Origin of the sequence: Pantoea sp. F_5, assembly GCF_008631595.1 — a bacterium.
GTDB lineage: Bacteria > Pseudomonadota > Gammaproteobacteria > Enterobacterales > Enterobacteriaceae > Pantoea > Pantoea gossypiicola.
Map to the genome: position 1 here is coordinate 11,023 of NZ_VWUO01000020.1, position 16,519 is coordinate 27,541.

Consider the following 16,519-nt stretch of genomic DNA (forward strand, 5'->3'; position numbering starts at 1 on the left):
TTTTCCCCTGTCACCGACATTTAGCATGGTCTCGCATGGACAAATCGCGGCAGCAGCATCTTACCCGCTGGCTTCGTCAGCAACGTCGTTTCGCCGGTCGCTGGTTGCGGCTCAACACGCTGCTGGGCATGGTAAGTGCCCTGCTGATCATTGCCCAGTCTGGTTTACTGGCCTCGCTGCTGCAGGCGCTGATCATTGACCAGCAGCCGCGTGAAACCCTGACGGTCAGTATCGTGCTGTTACTGCTCTGCTTCGTACTGCGCGCCCTGATTAACTATGCCCGCGAACTGACCGGTTATCGTGCCGGGCAGGCTATCCGTCAGGCGTTACGTCAGCAGGTCTTAGACCGGTTATCTGCGCTAGGCCCGGCGTGGATCCAGGGAAAGCCAGCCGGGAGCTGGGCGACTCTGCTGCTGGAGCAGATTGAAGAGATGCAGGAGTATTACGCACGCTATCTGCCGCAAATGACGCTGGCGGTGCTGATCCCCTGCTGCATTCTGTTGACTATTTTTCCACTGAACTGGACCGCGGGTCTGATCCTGTTTGCCACTGCGCCGTTGATTCCCCTGTTTATGGCACTTGTCGGCATGGGTGCGGCCGAGGCCAATCGCCGCAACTTCCTGGTGCTGGCCCGCCTGAGCGGTAACTTTCTCGACCGTCTGCGCGGCAGAGAAACGCTGCGGCTGTTTCATCGTGTTGAAGCAGAGCAGCAGGCGGTTGCCGACGCCACCACTGATTTTCGCCAGCGCACCATGGACGTGCTGCGTTTAGCGTTTCTCTCCTCGGCCGTGCTGGAGTTTTTTGCCTCGTTAGCCATTGCCGTCGTGGCCGTCTATTTTGGCTTTTCCTATCTGGGCGAATTGCATTTCGGTGATTATGGTCAGGGCGTGACGCTGTTTACAGGATTTCTGGTGCTGATACTTGCCCCGGAGTTTTTCCAGCCGCTGCGCGATCTCGGCGCGTTCTATCACGCCAAAGCCCAGGCGGTAGGCGGTGCCGATGCAATTGAAGCCTTTATGCAGGCGACGCCCGACGTTGTACCGCAGGATGGCCAGCAGCCTTTTACTGCCGATCGCGCAATCGCACTTGACGCCGATGAGCTACGAGTCTGCGCGCCGGATGGTCAGGTGCTCTGCGGCCCGCTCACCTTTACCATCGCCGCGGGTGAGCAGATTGCGCTGGTCGGTCAAAGCGGAGCCGGGAAAACGGCCCTGATGAACGCCCTGCTTGGCTTCCTTCCTTACCAGGGCTCGCTGAAAGCGAATGGCATCGAACTGCGTGATATACGGCGGAGCGACTGGCATCAGCAGCTTAGCTGGGTAGGACAGAATCCTCAGTTACCGGCCACCACCTTGCGTGACAATATCGTGATGAATGCTGCCTGGAACGGCGAGCGCTTTGCGACGCTGCTGGAATCGTGCGGCATTAACGAGTTCCTGCCTCGTCTGCCCAGGGGTATTGAAACTCAGCCCGGCGATGGTGGTAATCAGCTGTCGGTGGGTCAGGCACAGCGGGTCGCGGTCGCACGCGCACTCTATAAATCCTCACATTTTTTGCTGCTTGATGAACCGGCAGCCAGCCTGGATGCACTCAGCGAACATCATGTGATGCTGGCCCTGAACCAGGCGGCTGCCCGCCAGACTACGCTGATGATCACTCATCAGATTGATACGCTGAGTCGCTGGCAGACCCTCTGGGTGATGGAGGCGGGTGAGCTGGTGCAACAGGGTAACTGGCAGCAGCTATCGCAACAGCCCGGTGCCTTCAGCGAGATGCTGAAGCATCGTCAACAGGAGATCCGCTGATGTCGGCCTTGCGTCCTTTTCTTCGTCTCTGGCTGCGCCACCCTTTCCGCCTTGCGCTGGGCATTGCGCTGGCGATTGTTACCCTGCTGGCCAGCATCAGCCTGCTGACCCTGTCAGGCTGGTTTCTCGCCGCATCGTCAGTGGCAGGCGTAGCGGGCCTCTATACCTTCAACTATATGCTGCCCGCGGCGGGCGTCCGTGGTGCTGCGATCATCCGTACCGCCGCACGCTATGCTGAACGTCTGGTCAGTCATGATGCGACGTTCAGAGTGCTTCAGCATCTGCGTGTCCACACCTTCAGCCGTCTGATGGCGCTTTCGCCGGGGCAGCTCTCGCAGTTCCGCCAGGCGGACCTGCTCAACCGTTTTGTGGCCGATGTTGATACGCTGGATCATCTCTATCTGCGCGTCATTTCGCCGCTGCTTGGCGCATTTGTGGTGATAGTGGTAGTCATCTTCGGAATAAGCTTTATTGATGTCCCACTGGCATTGACGCTGGGCGGTATCATGCTGAGTACGCTGATTCTGATGCCGTTGCTATTTTATCGTCTTGGCTCACCGGCAGGCATCGCGATTGCCCATGGACGCGCCCGCTGGCGTCTGCAACTGATGCAGTGGCTGGCGGCACAGGCTGAACTCACGTTATATGGTGCCTCGCAGAGCTGGCGTCAGCAACTTGACGAAGATGAACAGCGCTGGCAGCAGGCACAGAGCAAACAACAGCGTTTGCAGGCCGCCGCCCAGAGCCTGCTGCTGCTGATCAGCGGCATTACCGTAACCCTGCTGCTCTGGCTTTGTGCTGCGACAATCAGTGAACAGCAGTTACCCGGCTCGCTGATTGCGCTGGTCGTGTTCTGCGCCCTGGCCGCCTTTGAGGCGCTGGCACCGGTTGCAGGCGCTTTTCTGCCGATGTCGCAGGTGACAACCGCCGCGCAGCGGGTTAATGACATTATCGATCAGGCACCCGCTATTACCTTCCCGGTACGGTCAGACGCCCGGTCAGGGCCGCTCTACGTCAATATTGATCGGCTCGACTTTAGCTACCCCGACCGTCCGGATAAGGTACTGAACAGCTGTACCCTGCAGGTGGCCGCGGGTGAACATATTGCGCTACTGGGACCGACCGGTTGCGGAAAATCGACGCTACTGGCGCTGCTGACCCGCGCTCGCGAAAGCCAGCACGGTGTGATCAGCCTGAATGATCTGCCGATTACAGCCTGGTCAGAAGCCGCGTTGCGCCAGCGTATCAGCGTGGTGACGCAGCGGGTTCACCTCTTCAGCCAGAGCCTGCGCAATAACCTGCTGCTGGCCTGCCCCAATGCCACTGATGAGCAACTATGCCGCGTCCTGAACGACGTTGGCCTGCAACGCCTGCTTGAGAATCAGGAGGGATTAAACGCCTGGATGGGCGAAGGGGGTCGCCCGCTTTCCGGCGGCGAACTGCGTCGGCTGGCGCTGGCGCGCGCATTACTACACGACGGCGATCTCTGGCTGCTGGATGAGCCCACCGAAGGGCTGGATGCCACCACCGAGCAGCATATTCTCGCCCTGCTGCAACGGCTGACTGCCGGAAAGACCATGATCATGGTCACTCACCGGCTGAGTGGCCTGGAACAGATGGATCGCATCTGCGTGATGGATAATGGCGCGATTGTTGAGCAGGGCAGTCATGCGGAATTAATCTCAAAAGCAGGGCGCTACTGGCGTTTCCGGCAGCGTATTGCGTTATAGTCTTAGCGAAATGCCGATGAGTAACATAACGCGATGAGACTGGTACAACTGTCACGGGAATCTCTAATCTTTCCCCCGCCTGAGATGGCGCTGCGTGAGCCAAACGGCCTGCTGGCCATGGGCGGTGATCTCTCCCCTGCCCGATTACTTAACGCTTATCAGCACGGTATCTTTCCGTGGTTTTCGCCCGGCGATCCCATTCTCTGGTGGTCGCCCGATCCCCGGGCCGTCCTGCTGCCTGAGCAGTTTCATCTCAGTCGTAGCATGAAGCGTTTTCACAATCGTTCACCTTATCGGGTGACAATGAACGAGTCCTTTGCCGGGGTCCTTGAGGGCTGCGCCAGCGGTCGCGAAGAAGGCACCTGGATTACCTTTGAGATGAAGCGTGCCTGGTTGCGATTATATGAACTGGGCCACGCGCACTCCATTGAGGTGTGGGATGAACATCAGCTGGTGGGTGGCATGTATGGGCTGGCGATGGGGCAAATCTTCTGTGGTGAATCGATGTTCAGCCGTCAGGAGAATGCATCCAAAACCGCACTTTGGGTGTTTTGTCAGCATTTCATCCGACATCAGGGCCGACTGGTGGATTGTCAGGTCCTTAATCCTCATACAGCCTCGCTGGGCGCGCAGGAGATTCCGCGCGCTGATTATCTGCAATATGTGCAAAGCCTTGCTGACCAGCCGGTCAGCGATGGCTGCTGGCAGACACAAACGCTTTTTTAGCCCTGCAGAGATGTTTTGCACACATAAAGGCGTATAAGTGGTATAATAGTCGAGTTTGGTATGTCGTCCGCGCTTCGCAATAACGAGCCGGAATTGCCAGGCTGGGAATCTCAACGCACTCTCGGAACTGTTTTCAATCGTGCGCATGTAACCGGTTGATTCAGATTCTTAGCCCGCTAATCCCCTGCAGACGTCACCTTAAACACCCTAATTTTACCGGATGCGCGCAACTGACGTGCACCCCGGCAAAGCGTTGGCAAAATCGCCGACGGTTCTTTACATAAATCGTTGAATTGGGCATTATCTTGCCGGTTCAACTGAAAGGTAGTACACCCAGAGGATTCGATGGCCAAAGAAGACAATATTGAAATGCAAGGTACCGTACTGGATACGTTACCTAACACCATGTTCCGCGTAGAACTCGAAAACGGACACGTGGTTACTGCTCATATCTCCGGTAAAATGCGCAAAAACTACATCCGTATCCTGACGGGTGACAAAGTGACCGTTGAGTTGACCCCGTACGACCTGAGCAAAGGCCGCATTGTCTTCCGTAGTCGCTAATTTGCAGTAATCTCATCGCTCTGCACATTGTAGCGAAAAAAAAGGCCGGATTAACATCCGGCCTTTTTCACATCTGCAGCAGGGGATTAATGCACAGTGCCTTCGGTTTTGCGTTTTTCAGCGCTCAGGAAGTGATAGGTCAGTTCACCTTTTTCACGATCCAGCGCGACGGATACTGAGCCGCCATCCACCAGCGAACCAAACAGCAGTTCGTTAGCTAACGGTTTCTTCAGGCTATCCTGCACGGTGCGCGCCATCGGACGTGCGCCCATCGCTTTGTCGTAGCCCTTCTCAGCCAGCCAGTCACGTGCTTCATCACTGACTTCCAGCGATACGCCTTTCGCATCCAGCTGCGCCTGCAACTCGACAATAAACTTGTCGACCACCTGATGGATCACCTCTGGTGACAGGTGACTGAACCAGATGATGTTGTCGAGACGGTTACGAAACTCTGGCGTAAAGATCTTTTTGATCTCCTCCATCGCATCGGTGCTGTTGTCCTGATGAATCAGGCCAATCGACTTACGTTCTGTCTCACGCACACCGGCGTTGGTGGTCATCACCAGCACCACGTTACGGAAGTCTGCCTTACGGCCGTTGTTGTCGGTCAGCATGCCGTTATCCATCACCTGAAGCAGCAGATTAAAGACATCCGGGTGCGCTTTCTCAATCTCATCCAGCAGCACGACTGCATGAGGATGCTTGATTACCGCATCCGTCAGCAGGCCACCCTGATCAAATCCAACGTAACCCGGAGGTGCACCAATCAGACGACTAACGGTGTGACGCTCCATGTACTCAGACATATCAAAGCGCAGCAGCTCAATGCCCAGTGCTTTCGCCAGCTGCACGGTGACTTCCGTTTTACCCACACCGGTTGGTCCGGCAAACAGGAAGGAACCGACCGGCTTACGGTCCTGACCCAGACCCGCGCGGCTCATTTTGATTGCTTCCGTCAGCACCGCAATGGCGTTGTCCTGACCAAACACCAGCATCTTCAGGCGATCACCCAGATTTCTCAGCGTATCGCGATCGGTTGCCGACACGCTTTGCTCAGGAATACGGGCAATACGGGCCACCACGGTTTCAATGTCAGAGACATTGATGGTTTTTTTACGCTTACTGGCCGGCATCAGGCGCGCACGCGCGCCCGCTTCATCAATCACATCAATCGCCTTGTCAGGCAGATGACGATCGTTGATATATTTCACCGCCAGTTCCACGGCTGCACGCACCGCTTTCGCGGTATAACGCACATCGTGATGCGCTTCGTACTTAGTTTTCAGACCATTCAGGATTTGTACGGTCTCTTCAACGGAAGGCTCCGTGATATCGATCTTCTGGAAGCGACGCGCCAGAGCACGATCTTTTTCGAAGATGTTGCTGAATTCCTGATACGTGGTGGAACCCATCACGCGAATCTTGCCTGAAGAAAGCAGTGGCTTGATCAGGTTAGCGGCATCAACCTGGCCGCCGGACGCGGCACCCGCACCGATGATGGTATGGATCTCATCGATAAACAGAATGCTGTGTTCGTCCTGTTCAAGTTGCTTAAGCAGCGCTTTGAAACGTTTCTCAAAATCACCACGGTATTTGGTGCCCGCCAGCAATGAACCGATGTCCAGCGAGTAGATGGTGCAGTCTTTCATCACTTCCGGTACATCGCCCTGCTCGATACGCCAGGCGAGACCTTCTGCAATGGCGGTTTTACCCACACCCGATTCACCCACCAGCAGCGGGTTATTTTTACGACGACGGCACAGTACCTGAATAGTACGTTCCAGCTCTTTATCGCGACCAATCAGTGGATCGATACCACCGACGCGAGCAAGCTGATTAAGATTGGTGGTGAAGTTTTCCATACGATCCTCCCCGCCTGCTTGCTCTTCGTTAACCGGATTTTCAGCGCCTGGCGCCTGGCCCGGTTCGTCTTTGCGCGTACCATGAGAGATGAAATTCACCACATCAAGGCGGCTGACTTCATGTTTGCGTAACAGATAGGCCGCTTGCGACTCCTGCTCGCTGAAGATGGCGACCAGCACATTTGCCCCGGTGACTTCGCTGCGACCGGATGACTGGACATGGAAAACCGCACGCTGCAACACGCGCTGGAAGCTGAGCGTCGGTTGAGTGTCACGCTCCTCTTCGCTGGCGGGCAGCACCGGCGTGGTTTGTTCGATGAAGGCTTCGAGTTCCTGCCGCAGAGCCACAATGTCCACCGTACAGGCTTCCAGTGCCTCTCTGGCCGACGGGTTACTGAGCAACGCCAGTAACAGATGCTCGACGGTCATAAACTCATGACGGTGCTCACGCGCTCTGGCGAAAGCCATATTTAAACTGAGTTCCAGTTCTTGATTGAGCATTAGGCACCTCCCCCAATTATCGCCCTTACCAGTTTCCTATATGGAGACGGGTTCAGGCTTTTTCCAGCGTACACAGCAACGGATGATGATTTTCCCGCGCATAGTTGTTCACCTGGGCCGCTTTTGTTTCGGCGACTTCTGCTGTAAATACACCACAGATCGCCTTGCCGTGATAGTGAACTTTCAACATCAGCTGCGTTGCACGTTCAACATCATAAGAAAAGAACTTTTGCACGACGTCAATAACAAATTCCATAGGTGTATAATCGTCATTATTCAGAATGACTTTATACATAGAAGGCGGCTTTAACCCTTCGCGTACTTTGTCTTCGGCCAGATGTTCAAAATTAAGCCAGTCGTTTGTGTTTGCCATAGTGTTCCGTTGAGATTTTGCTTTGAGCCTTTTATTGGCTACATGTTGAGAGTTTAACATGCCTGTCAAGCTCCTGGTCGCTGCTGAAAATTTATTCAGAAATTCCCTTGCGCGACCTGCATCACAAAATTTGCAATAGCGTTAACTACCTCAAATTTTGATGATTTTTTCTCCACCTGGCCCGGTGGTTTGCTTGACGCCAGCGGCGCTTTCTCTACATTCTACCTGCACACGCTGATTGAGTTTTAATCAAATCCGACTCACAGCCTGTAAGACCTCACCTACTTATAAAATGTCTTGCGAGGGAAGTAAAAGCATGGAGACGGGCACAGTTAAATGGTTCAATAATTCCAAAGGCTTTGGCTTTATCTGTCCGGTTGGCGGTGGCGACGATATTTTTGCACACTACTCCACCATTCAGATGGAAGGCTACCGCACGCTAAAGGCAGGCCAGCAGGTTCAGTTCGATGTTCATGAAGGCCCGAAAGGCAATCACGCCAGCCTCATCGTGCCGGTTGAGATACAGGCCGTGGCGTGATACATACCCCACCTCTGAACAGTGACCTAAAAATGCCAGCCAGTGCCGCTGGCATTTTTCTTTACGAAGCAGACTTAATCTGCCTGGCGCTGCGCCAGCCGAATCACCCGGGCAAACATCTCCCGTATTAACGGCGGGATGGCCTCCGGCCCGCGTTCCGCTGCTGACGTCGCCACCGCGATGGCGAGTTCAGGTTTAGAACTATGATGAATCGCTTTAGTAATAATACACCTGGAACTCATGGGAACGTTTAACGGCAGGTGCGCCATCTGATGATAGACATCCTGAAAGCCCTGGTGATAGAGAAAATTCTCCATATCCAGCGCCGGTAACTGCGTCAGAAAACGCAGCTCAGGATCGCCGGGCTGTAACTGCGTGCGTGCCGTGCTGGCATATTTGTTACCCGCCTGATCGCCGTCTGTCAGCACATGCCAGGCGATGCCCATGCGACGGGCAAACTTCAGTAGCGGCTTTAAGCCCGACTGCGCAAACTCAATTACCTTAACCCCTTCAGCCGCAAAGTTGTAACCGCACTGCTGTGCCAGCTCATTCATAATCCAGACTTCGGTTTCCCCCTCCACCAGCAGCCAGCAACGGGCAAACAGCGCCGCAGGCCGGTTGACGCGAATATGGAAGCCGATGCGCCGGCTCTCTTCGGCACTCAGCCCTTCTGGCCCGATGCGCCAGGCGGTCACGCGCGAGGGGCCGCGTACCAGACGACAGACGTTTTCTACCGGCACCTGAGACAGAAGCTCAGCAGAATTGGTGGTGGCGATTTTTTGCAGCGGCAACAGCTTTAGCAGGTTCCACGCCACCGACAGCATAATCGGATGCAGACGGGTTTCCGGATCTTCAATCAGCAGCAGCGGCCGGGCATCAGCGGCCAGCGGGACGTCGCCTCGCGCCTCAATCAACAGGGTAAACATCTGCAGCAGAATCAGCTGACGACTGCGGGAGTCGGTTCCGGCTATCAGCTGATTGAGCTGATCCAGCGCCCTCCATCCTTTTTCCCCGTCGCGTGTCTGTGGATCCCGCGACCTGAGTTCATTGCCCGCATCGGGCAACTGCACCAGAAAATAGTGCTGCATCAGTTGCTGCATGGTCTTCAGCCCCTGTCGCAGCACCTCATCACTGAGCTGCTGAGGATAGTGTTCCAGATCGCGCGCCAGCGACGCCATGCTCGCCAGCACCTCAGGATGTGGAGTAGCCACCGGCGCACTGTTACGCGTCCGCTTACTAAAGCGCGCATCGCGCAGTCGCAGCACCGGATAGCGTTTCAGCAACAGGTCAATGGCCGCCGCGCAATGTTGCTCTGGCAACAGCTGCGCGTTCACATCAACGAAACGGCGTCGGGTTTCGATGCCGCTGTCACGCCAGATCGCGCTGACGCTGTAATAAAGCCGACGCTGGCCCTGAGCATCGCGCTGCCAGAACGTTGAGAGCACAGCATCCGGGTCGCAGCCATCATCGCGAAAATGAAATACGACTGACAGACGGCGCATGGGATCGGCCACATCGCCTGGGGTGAAATGGAAATCAGCCTGGGTAAAAACATAGGCCGGTTCGTTAGGCGAAAGTAACAGGCTCAGGGCATCCAGCAGGCTGGATTTGCCCCAGGCATTCTCACCAATCAGCAGATTAGTCCGGGTTAAAGGAAGTGAGAGCTTGTTGATGCCGCGGAAACCGCGAATATCGATATGTTCCAGAATCATAGGCGTCCATCCTCAGGTTATAAACAGCATGGTTGCCGCCAGCGAACCGGTCAAGCTGCTATGGGGTTTACTCCAATACGCTTTTTCGCTAGCGTGTTGCCTCTTCCCCCATGGATGGCATTGATATGTACTCCGGACTTCTGATTATTCTGCTGCCGCTGATCGCCGGCTGGTTGCTACCTTTCCGCAAAACCGACACCCTGCGCCGGGTAAATCAGCTGCTGGGCTGGATGGTTTACGTGATTCTCTTCTTTATGGGCATCAGTCTGGCCTTTCTCGACAATCTGAGCAGCAACCTGCTGGCGGTTTTTCACACCGCGCTGGTAGCGGCGTTCTGCATTCTGCTGTGTAACCTGCTGGCACTGCGCGGACTGGAAAAATATGCTCCCTGGCAGCATGCGCACCGGCAGGAGAAACTGCCATCACGGCTGCATATGGCGCTGGACTCCCTGAAACTGTGCGGCGTCGTTGTCCTTGGTTTTCTGCTTGGCCTGACCCAGTGGCCGCTGCTGCATCACGCCTCAACCGCCAGCGAATATGCGCTGATTTTCCTGCTGTTTCTGGTGGGTATTCAGCTGCGTGGCAGTGGCATGACGCTGCGTCAGATTATCCTGAACCGTCGTGGCATGCTGGTGGCCGTTGTCGTGCTGGTCAGCGCGCTGATCGGGGGCCTGATTGCCGCGCTGGTGCTGGGCATGCCACTGAAGACTGGTCTGGCACTAGCCAGCGGCTTTGGCTGGTACTCCCTCTCAGGCATTCTGATGACCGAAGCCTTTGGCCCGGTCATCGGCAGCGCCGCCTTCTTCAACGACCTGGTACGTGAACTGGTCGCCATCATGCTGATCCCGGCACTGATTGGCCGTCATCGTTCGAGTGCACTGGGCCTGTGCGGAGCCACCTCAATGGACTTTACCCTGCCGGTGCTGCAGCGGGCGGGCGGCAACGAGATTGTCCCTGCTGCCATTGTGCACGGTTTTGTCATGAGCCTGCTGGCCCCGATTCTGATCGCCCTCTTCTCTGCCTGACCCCGGTCTGAGATGGGCTGAGCTCTGCCAGCGCATTTTTTCACGTCTGCTTTTCTGCCGTGTCGTCTACGCTTCTTTTTTCGGTTCTGGTCACGTCACTCTTTAGTACGGGCCGACAAAGGAGAAGAGCATGAAACAAACCGTGGCGGCGCTGGTCGCCAAAACGCTGGAAAGCGCGGGCGTCAAACGCATCTGGGGTGTCACCGGGGACTCCCTGAACGGCCTGAGCGACAGTCTCAATCGCATGGGCACCATCGAATGGATGCCGACGCGCCACGAAGAAGTGGCTGCCTTTGCGGCGGGCGCGGAAGCGCACATCAGCGGCGAACTGGCGGTCTGCGCCGGTTCCTGCGGGCCGGGCAATTTACATCTCATCAACGGTTTGTTCGACTGCCATCGTAACCGCGTTCCGGTTCTGGCGATTGCCGCGCACATCCCCTCCAGCGAAATCGGCAGCGGCTATTTTCAGGAAACCCATCCGCAGGAGCTGTTCCGCGAATGCAGCCACTACTGTGAGCTGGTCTCGAATCCTGAGCAGTTACCCCAGGTTCTGGGCATCGCCATGCGAAAAGCGATTCTGAATCGCGGCGTCTCGGTTGTGGTACTGCCAGGTGATATTGCGCTGAAACTGGCACCGGAAAGCGCCAGCACTGAGTGGTATCCGCCGCAGTTACCGCAGGTCCTGCCGCAGCCCGCCGAACTGGCCCGGCTGGCACAGACGCTGAACGAGGCCACTGACATTACGCTGCTGTGCGGCAGTGGCTGCGCTGGTGCGCATCAGGAAGTGGTCGCGCTGGCCGAAGCGCTGAAAGCCCCTGTCGTCCATGCGCTGCGCGGCAAAGAACACATCGAAAATGATAACCCTTATGATGTTGGCATGACCGGCCTGATCGGGTTCTCATCCGGTTTCCACGCCATGATGAATGCCGGGACGCTGGTGTTGCTTGGCACCCAGTTCCCCTATCGCGCCTTCTATCCGGAAAACGCCAAGATCATTCAGATCGATATCAATCCGGGCAGCCTCGGATCACATTGTCACGTCGATCAGGCTTATGTTGGCGATGTGAAAAGCACGCTGCAGGCGCTGCTGCCGCAACTGACGCCCAAAAGCGATCGCAAACATCTCGACAGCGCGGTTAAGCATTATGGCGAGGCGCGCAAAAGTCTCGACGAGCTGGCGCAACCCAACGACAAGCAGCCGATTCATCCGCAATATCTGGCACAGCAGATCAGCCATTACGCCAGCGACGACGCTATTTTTACCTGCGATGTCGGAACCCCGACCGTCTGGGCGGCGCGCTACCTGAAGATGAACGGCAGACGTCGCCTGCTGGGTTCGTTTAACCATGGCTCAATGGCTAACGCGATGCCACAGGCGCTGGGTGCGCAGTCGATTGATCGCAACCGTCAGGTCGTGGCGCTGTGCGGCGACGGCGGTTTCAGCATGCTGATGGGCGATTTCATCTCGCTGGCGCAGCTGAAAATGCCGGTAAAACTGGTGATCTTTAACAACAGTGTGCTGGGCTTTGTGGCGATGGAGATGAAGGCCGGTGGCTATCTCACCGACGGCACGGAGCTGGAAAATCCCGACTTTGCTGCTATCGCCCAGGCCTGCGGCATTCGTGGCATCCGGGTAGAAAAGGCGTCAGAACTGAATGGCGCGCTGGAGCAGGCGTTTGCCCATGATGGCCCGGTGCTGGTCGATGTCATCACCGCCAAAGAGGAACTGGCCATGCCACCGCAGATCAAAATGGAGCAGGCCAAAGGCTTCAGTCTCTACATGCTGCGCGCCATCATGAACGGTCGCGGTGATGAGGTGGTAGAACTGGCGAAAACCAACTGGCTGCGGTAAAACAGAGGCTCCATCCAGGCGGGCGCGATGCCCGCCTTTTTTTCTCTTTCGCCACATCCAGGAGCATAAGGTGATCGATTTACGCAGTGATACCGTGACCCGGCCCAGCGCCGCCATGTTAAGCGCGATGATGTCAGCCGAAATCGGTGATGACGTCTACCGTGACGATCCCACCGTGAATGCGCTGGAGGCGGAAGCAGCACGACTGAGCGGCAAAGCCGCGGCACTGTTTTTCCCGACCGGCACCCAGGCAAATCTGGTGGCGTTGCTCAGCCACTGCGAGCGCGGCGATGAATATATCGTCGGTCAGCAGGCGCACAACTACAAATATGAAGCGGGCGGTGCGGCGGTGCTGGGCAGCATTCAGCCGCAGCCGGTGCTGGCCGCCGATGATGGCACCCTGCCGCTCGATGTGGTGGCAGCGGCCATTAAGCCGGATGATATTCACTTTGCCCGCACCCGTCTGCTGAGTCTGGAGAACACCCATCACGGTAAAGTGCTGCCGCTGGATTATCTGGACCAGGCCTGGACCTTCACCCGCGAGCACAAGCTGGCGCTGCATATTGATGGCGCGCGCATTTTCAACGCCGTGGTTGCGCAGAAGACCACGCTGACGGCGATCGCCCGCTATTGTGACACCCTGACCATCTGTCTCTCTAAAGGTCTGGGCACACCCGTCGGTTCGCTGCTGTGTGGCAATACGGCGCTGATTGAGCGCGCCCGTCGCTGGCGCAAAATGACCGGCGGCGGCATGCGTCAGGCGGGTATTCTGGCGGCGGCGGGTCTCTATGCGTTAGAGCACAACGTGGCGCGACTGCAGGAGGATCATGACAATGCCGCCTGGCTGGGACAGCAGTTGCATGAGCTGGGCGTCAGCGTCCTCGATCAGCAGACCAACATGCTGTTCGTGGCGGTACCGGAAGCCCAGGTTAAACCCTTAGGCGAGTGGATGAAGGCACGCGGCGTGTTAATCAGCGTGGGAACACGCACCCGACTGGTCACTCATCTGGATGCTGACCGTGCGGCGCTGGAGCAGGTTGTCACCCACTGGAAAGCGTTTCTGCAACAGTAATTCGCTATTGCGACGCGCCGTACTTATCCAGAAGCGCGGCAGCTATCGCGGCGGTTTCGGCATCGGGCTGACCGCGATAATCCGCAGGCCGGAAATGCATCTGAAAGGCGGCAATCACCCTCTGCTGCTCACGCGCACTCATCCCCGCTGTCACCGCATAACCGTAGCGTTGCAGACTTTCCATGAGCGGCTGTACAGGCACCCGCGCATGTGGATCCTGACCCGCTAAATAAAGCTGCACCCGCCCGGCATCGGGCCAGGCACCGAGTCCGCGCTGTGCCAGTTGCTGCCACGGGAACAGTGGGCCCGGATCCTGCTTGCGCTGCGGCGCGATATCACTGTGACCGACAATGTTTTCTGGTGGGATGTCGTAACGCTGTGCAATATCCCGCACCAGCGCCTCCAGGGTGGGGATCTGCGCGGCAGTAAAGGGCTGCCATTCGAGGCCGGTCAGCGTCCGGCGATACCCCCGGTTCACCAGTTCAATGCCAATCGAGGTGTCATTGATGCGTGTGGCTCCACGCCAGAAGCTGGGCCCGGCATGCCAGGCGAGCTGCTGCTCTGGCACCAGCTGCCAGATAACGCCTTTACCGGCGCGTTGAGGCGGCTGGCGGGGAATCAGATAGTGGGCGCTGACTTCCCGATCGGTAAGTGTCGCCAGCGACGAAGAAAAATCTTCGGCGGTGTAGTGGATCACAATCACCTTCACCCGCGGTCGCGCGCCCTGTGCCGGATGCCGCAGATCGGCCCAGTAGCCGTCACGCGCTTCCATCCCGGAGTGACAGCCCGCCAGCAGCAGTGCCAGTATCAGCAACAGCCCGCGTTTCAACGAATGATCACCGCCGTGCCGCTGACGCTGACCATCAGCATGCTGCCATCTTTGCCAACCGTTTCGTAATCAATGTCGATACCGACCACAGCGTTGGCACCCAGCGCTTTTGCCTGCTCTTCCAGCTCTTTAAACGCGATTTCACGTGCTTTACGCAGCTCTTTCTCATACGCGCCGGAACGACCACCGACCACATCACGGATGCCCGCGAAAAAATCACGGAAGATGTTGGCACCCAGAATCGCTTCTCCGGTAACCACACCGCAATATTCACTGATGCTGTGACCTTCCAGCGTTGGGGTTGTTGAAAATTTCATCGCATTCTCCTTGTTGTAAACCGGGCTAAGGCTCTTTCGACTAAAAAGCACGGCTATACTCTATGCTAAAAAGGGCACCTTGCCAGAGAACCATAAGGAAATCGAGATGAGAAACAACGCGTTTGCGCTATTAATTCCGGCGGCCCTGTTGCTCAGCGCCTGTACCACCGTTGAGCCAGTCATTAAGGATAATGGCCAGCGCACCGCCCCCTGTATTGATGGCGGTCCTGACCAGGTAGCCCAGAAGTTTTACGATCTGCGTGTCGAACAGCCTGTGCAGGGTCTGCCCGACAGCAACACGCTGGCAAAATATCGCCCTTACCTGAGTGATGCGCTTTATCACTCCCTTCAGGCGGCCAGCGGCAGTAATGCTGGCTCACAGTGGCGCAATGGCGATCTCTTCTCCAGCCTGTCACAGGGTCCGACGGCTGCCCGCGTCGCCGATGCCTCCACCATTCCGAACCGCGATGCACGCAACATCCCGCTGCGGGTCGATCTGAGCCGCGACGGCAAACAGTGGCAGGATGAAGTGCTGATGATCCATCAGGGCACCTGCTGGGTCGTTGACGACGTGCGCTACATGGCGAACCCTGCGCATGCCGAGGGTGGCAGCCTGAGCCAGATGCTTGAAAAATCAAAAAAATAATTCAGATTTAACGGTTATAAGAAGCGCAGCCACCGCAGGTGACTGCGCTTTTTTTATAGCCGCTGCCCGCCGCACGGCCTTTTACTGACGGCAGACAGCGCATGATATTGTGCTAAGCTTTTGCTGTTTACCTGCTGTTTTACAAATTTTAACCCACCTTAATTGCATAACTATTCTGGTGACGTTAAAATCCGCGACACTAATAGCTATTCAAATCTGGCGCATGAGTATTCAACTAAACGCAATAAACTGCTTCTACGGTGCTCATCAGGCGCTGTTCGACATCAACCTTGAGTGTCCGCAAGGCGAGACCCTGGTGCTGCTGGGGCCCAGTGGTGCGGGCAAGAGTTCGCTGCTGCGGGTACTTAATCTGCTGGAGCAGCCCCGTTCAGGTCAGTTGCAAATTGCGGGCAATCACTTCGACTTCGCGCAGAAACCGTCTGATGCCGCGATTCGCGAACTGCGTCAGAACGTCGGCATGGTGTTCCAGCAATATAATCTCTGGCCACATCTGACCGTGCTGCAGAATCTGATCGAAGCGCCCTGCCGGGTTCTGGGCCTCAGTAAAAGCGACGCCCGCGCCCGCGCCGATAAGCTGCTTGACCGGCTGCGCCTGACGCCCTACAGCGATCGCTTTCCGCTGCATCTCTCCGGGGGGCAGCAGCAGCGTGTGGCCATTGCCCGCGCGCTGATGATGGAGCCACAGGTGCTGCTTTTCGATGAGCCGACGGCCGCGCTGGACCCTGAAATTACCGCACAGATTGTCAGTATCATTCGCGAACTGGCGCAGACACGCATTACCCAGGTGATTGTGACCCATGAAGTGGAAGTGGCACGTAAAACGGCCAGCCGCGTGGTTTATATGGAGAACGGTCACATTGTGGAACAGGGCGATGCCAGCCGCTTTACACAGCCGCAAACCGACGCGTTTGCTCACTATCTTTCGCACTAAGTCAGGATGCTAAAA

At 56.7% G+C, this 16,519-nt stretch carries 15 protein-coding genes; 10 read left to right on the forward strand and 5 right to left on the reverse strand.

Annotated elements, in window-relative coordinates:
- Window positions 1-35: 35 nt before the first annotated feature.
- From cydD to infA, 4 genes are all read left to right on the forward strand, one after another.
- Window positions 36-1,805: a cysteine/glutathione ABC transporter permease/ATP-binding protein CydD gene (gene cydD, locus F3I44_RS20220; RefSeq protein WP_150015236.1), complete on the forward strand. Its 1,770-nt coding sequence runs from the start codon at window positions 36-38 to the stop codon at window positions 1,803-1,805.
- A complete protein-coding gene (gene cydC / locus F3I44_RS20225; protein WP_150015237.1) occupies window positions 1,805-3,535 on the forward strand; it encodes a cysteine/glutathione ABC transporter ATP-binding protein/permease CydC in 1,731 nt (576 codons plus the stop codon). The genes cydD and cydC overlap by 1 nt, the downstream gene beginning before the upstream one ends.
- 33 nt (window positions 3,536-3,568) lie before the next feature.
- Window positions 3,569-4,261, forward strand: a complete 693-nt coding sequence (gene aat / locus F3I44_RS20230) for a leucyl/phenylalanyl-tRNA--protein transferase (RefSeq protein WP_150015238.1) — start codon at window positions 3,569-3,571, stop codon at window positions 4,259-4,261.
- Between the two features lie 345 nt (window positions 4,262-4,606).
- On the forward strand, window positions 4,607-4,825 hold the full coding sequence (gene infA, locus F3I44_RS20235; RefSeq protein ID WP_002211347.1) for a translation initiation factor IF-1: 219 nt from the start codon (window positions 4,607-4,609) through the stop codon (window positions 4,823-4,825).
- An 86-nt stretch (window positions 4,826-4,911) separates the two neighbouring features.
- On the opposite strand, the gene clpA is transcribed toward infA, so the two are convergent.
- Window positions 4,912-7,188, reverse strand: a complete 2,277-nt coding sequence (clpA, locus tag F3I44_RS20240; protein ID WP_150015239.1) for an ATP-dependent Clp protease ATP-binding subunit ClpA — start codon at window positions 7,186-7,188, stop codon at window positions 4,912-4,914.
- Between the two features lie 52 nt (window positions 7,189-7,240).
- On the reverse strand, window positions 7,241-7,561 hold the full coding sequence (gene clpS, locus F3I44_RS20245) for an ATP-dependent Clp protease adapter ClpS (RefSeq protein WP_003849318.1): 321 nt from the start codon (window positions 7,559-7,561) through the stop codon (window positions 7,241-7,243).
- Between the two features lie 316 nt (window positions 7,562-7,877).
- Here clpS and cspD point away from each other — a divergent pair, with 316 nt between their 5' ends.
- Entirely contained in the window at window positions 7,878-8,099 is a 222-nt protein-coding gene (gene cspD, locus F3I44_RS20250) for a cold shock-like protein CspD (RefSeq protein ID WP_013357297.1), read from the forward strand.
- Between the two features lie 74 nt (window positions 8,100-8,173).
- Here cspD and F3I44_RS20255 read toward each other — a convergent pair whose 3' ends face one another.
- Window positions 8,174-9,811, reverse strand: a complete 1,638-nt coding sequence (locus tag F3I44_RS20255) for an ATP-dependent endonuclease (RefSeq protein WP_150015240.1) — start codon at window positions 9,809-9,811, stop codon at window positions 8,174-8,176.
- Between the two features lie 125 nt (window positions 9,812-9,936).
- Here F3I44_RS20255 and F3I44_RS20260 point away from each other — a divergent pair, with 125 nt between their 5' ends.
- The 3 genes from F3I44_RS20260 to ltaE all read left to right on the forward strand — a co-directional run bounded on the left by F3I44_RS20260 (window position 9,937) and on the right by ltaE (window position 13,760).
- The gene (locus F3I44_RS20260) at window positions 9,937-10,836 is read left to right on the forward strand and encodes a lysine exporter LysO family protein (protein ID WP_150015241.1); all 900 of its coding nucleotides are present in this window, start codon (window positions 9,937-9,939) and stop codon (window positions 10,834-10,836) included.
- Window positions 10,837-10,966: 130 nt separating this feature from the next.
- On the forward strand, window positions 10,967-12,688 hold the full coding sequence (gene poxB / locus F3I44_RS20265) for a ubiquinone-dependent pyruvate dehydrogenase (protein WP_150015242.1): 1,722 nt from the start codon (window positions 10,967-10,969) through the stop codon (window positions 12,686-12,688).
- Between the two features lie 70 nt (window positions 12,689-12,758).
- Entirely contained in the window at window positions 12,759-13,760 is a 1,002-nt protein-coding gene (ltaE, locus tag F3I44_RS20270; protein WP_150015243.1) for a low-specificity L-threonine aldolase, read from the forward strand.
- Window positions 13,761-13,764: 4 nt separating this feature from the next.
- Here the strand turns inward: ltaE and F3I44_RS20275 are convergent, their stop codons facing one another.
- Window positions 13,765-14,589, reverse strand: coding sequence for an N-acetylmuramoyl-L-alanine amidase (locus F3I44_RS20275; RefSeq protein ID WP_150015244.1), 825 nt, complete (start codon window positions 14,587-14,589; stop codon window positions 13,765-13,767).
- Window positions 14,586-14,906 (reverse strand): heavy metal-binding domain-containing protein, encoded by a 321-nt coding sequence (locus tag F3I44_RS20280; protein ID WP_150015245.1) that lies wholly within the window; start codon window positions 14,904-14,906, stop codon window positions 14,586-14,588. The genes F3I44_RS20275 and F3I44_RS20280 overlap by 4 nt, the downstream gene beginning before the upstream one ends.
- A 106-nt stretch (window positions 14,907-15,012) precedes the next feature.
- Here F3I44_RS20280 and F3I44_RS20285 point away from each other — a divergent pair, with 106 nt between their 5' ends.
- Entirely contained in the window at window positions 15,013-15,552 is a 540-nt protein-coding gene (locus F3I44_RS20285; protein ID WP_150015246.1) for a lipoprotein, read from the forward strand.
- A 223-nt stretch (window positions 15,553-15,775) separates the two neighbouring features.
- Complete coding sequence (artP, locus tag F3I44_RS20290; protein WP_150015247.1) at window positions 15,776-16,504, forward strand: arginine ABC transporter ATP-binding protein ArtP; 729 nt, start codon at window positions 15,776-15,778, stop codon at window positions 16,502-16,504.
- Window positions 16,505-16,519: the final 15 nt, after the last annotated feature.

What these genes read in the sequence shown, in the direction of transcription:
- cydD (WP_150015236.1), top strand. Translation starts at nt 36, where the DNA reads ATGGACAAATCGCGGCAGCAGCATCTTACCCGCTGGCTTCGTCAGCAA.
- cydC (WP_150015237.1), top strand. Translation starts at nt 1,805, where the DNA reads ATGTCGGCCTTGCGTCCTTTTCTTCGTCTCTGGCTGCGCCACCCTTTC.
- aat (WP_150015238.1), top strand. Translation starts at nt 3,569, where the DNA reads ATGAGACTGGTACAACTGTCACGGGAATCTCTAATCTTTCCCCCGCCT.
- infA (WP_002211347.1), top strand. Translation starts at nt 4,607, where the DNA reads ATGGCCAAAGAAGACAATATTGAAATGCAAGGTACCGTACTGGATACG.
- clpA (WP_150015239.1), bottom strand. Translation starts at nt 7,188, where the DNA reads ATGCTCAATCAAGAACTGGAACTCAGTTTAAATATGGCTTTCGCCAGA.
- clpS (WP_003849318.1), bottom strand. Translation starts at nt 7,561, where the DNA reads ATGGCAAACACAAACGACTGGCTTAATTTTGAACATCTGGCCGAAGAC.
- cspD (WP_013357297.1), top strand. Translation starts at nt 7,878, where the DNA reads ATGGAGACGGGCACAGTTAAATGGTTCAATAATTCCAAAGGCTTTGGC.
- F3I44_RS20255 (WP_150015240.1), bottom strand. Translation starts at nt 9,811, where the DNA reads ATGATTCTGGAACATATCGATATTCGCGGTTTCCGCGGCATCAACAAG.
- F3I44_RS20260 (WP_150015241.1), top strand. Translation starts at nt 9,937, where the DNA reads ATGTACTCCGGACTTCTGATTATTCTGCTGCCGCTGATCGCCGGCTGG.
- poxB (WP_150015242.1), top strand. Translation starts at nt 10,967, where the DNA reads ATGAAACAAACCGTGGCGGCGCTGGTCGCCAAAACGCTGGAAAGCGCG.
- F3I44_RS20280 (WP_150015245.1), bottom strand. Translation starts at nt 14,906, where the DNA reads ATGAAATTTTCAACAACCCCAACGCTGGAAGGTCACAGCATCAGTGAA.
- F3I44_RS20285 (WP_150015246.1), top strand. Translation starts at nt 15,013, where the DNA reads ATGAGAAACAACGCGTTTGCGCTATTAATTCCGGCGGCCCTGTTGCTC.
- artP (WP_150015247.1), top strand. Translation starts at nt 15,776, where the DNA reads ATGAGTATTCAACTAAACGCAATAAACTGCTTCTACGGTGCTCATCAG.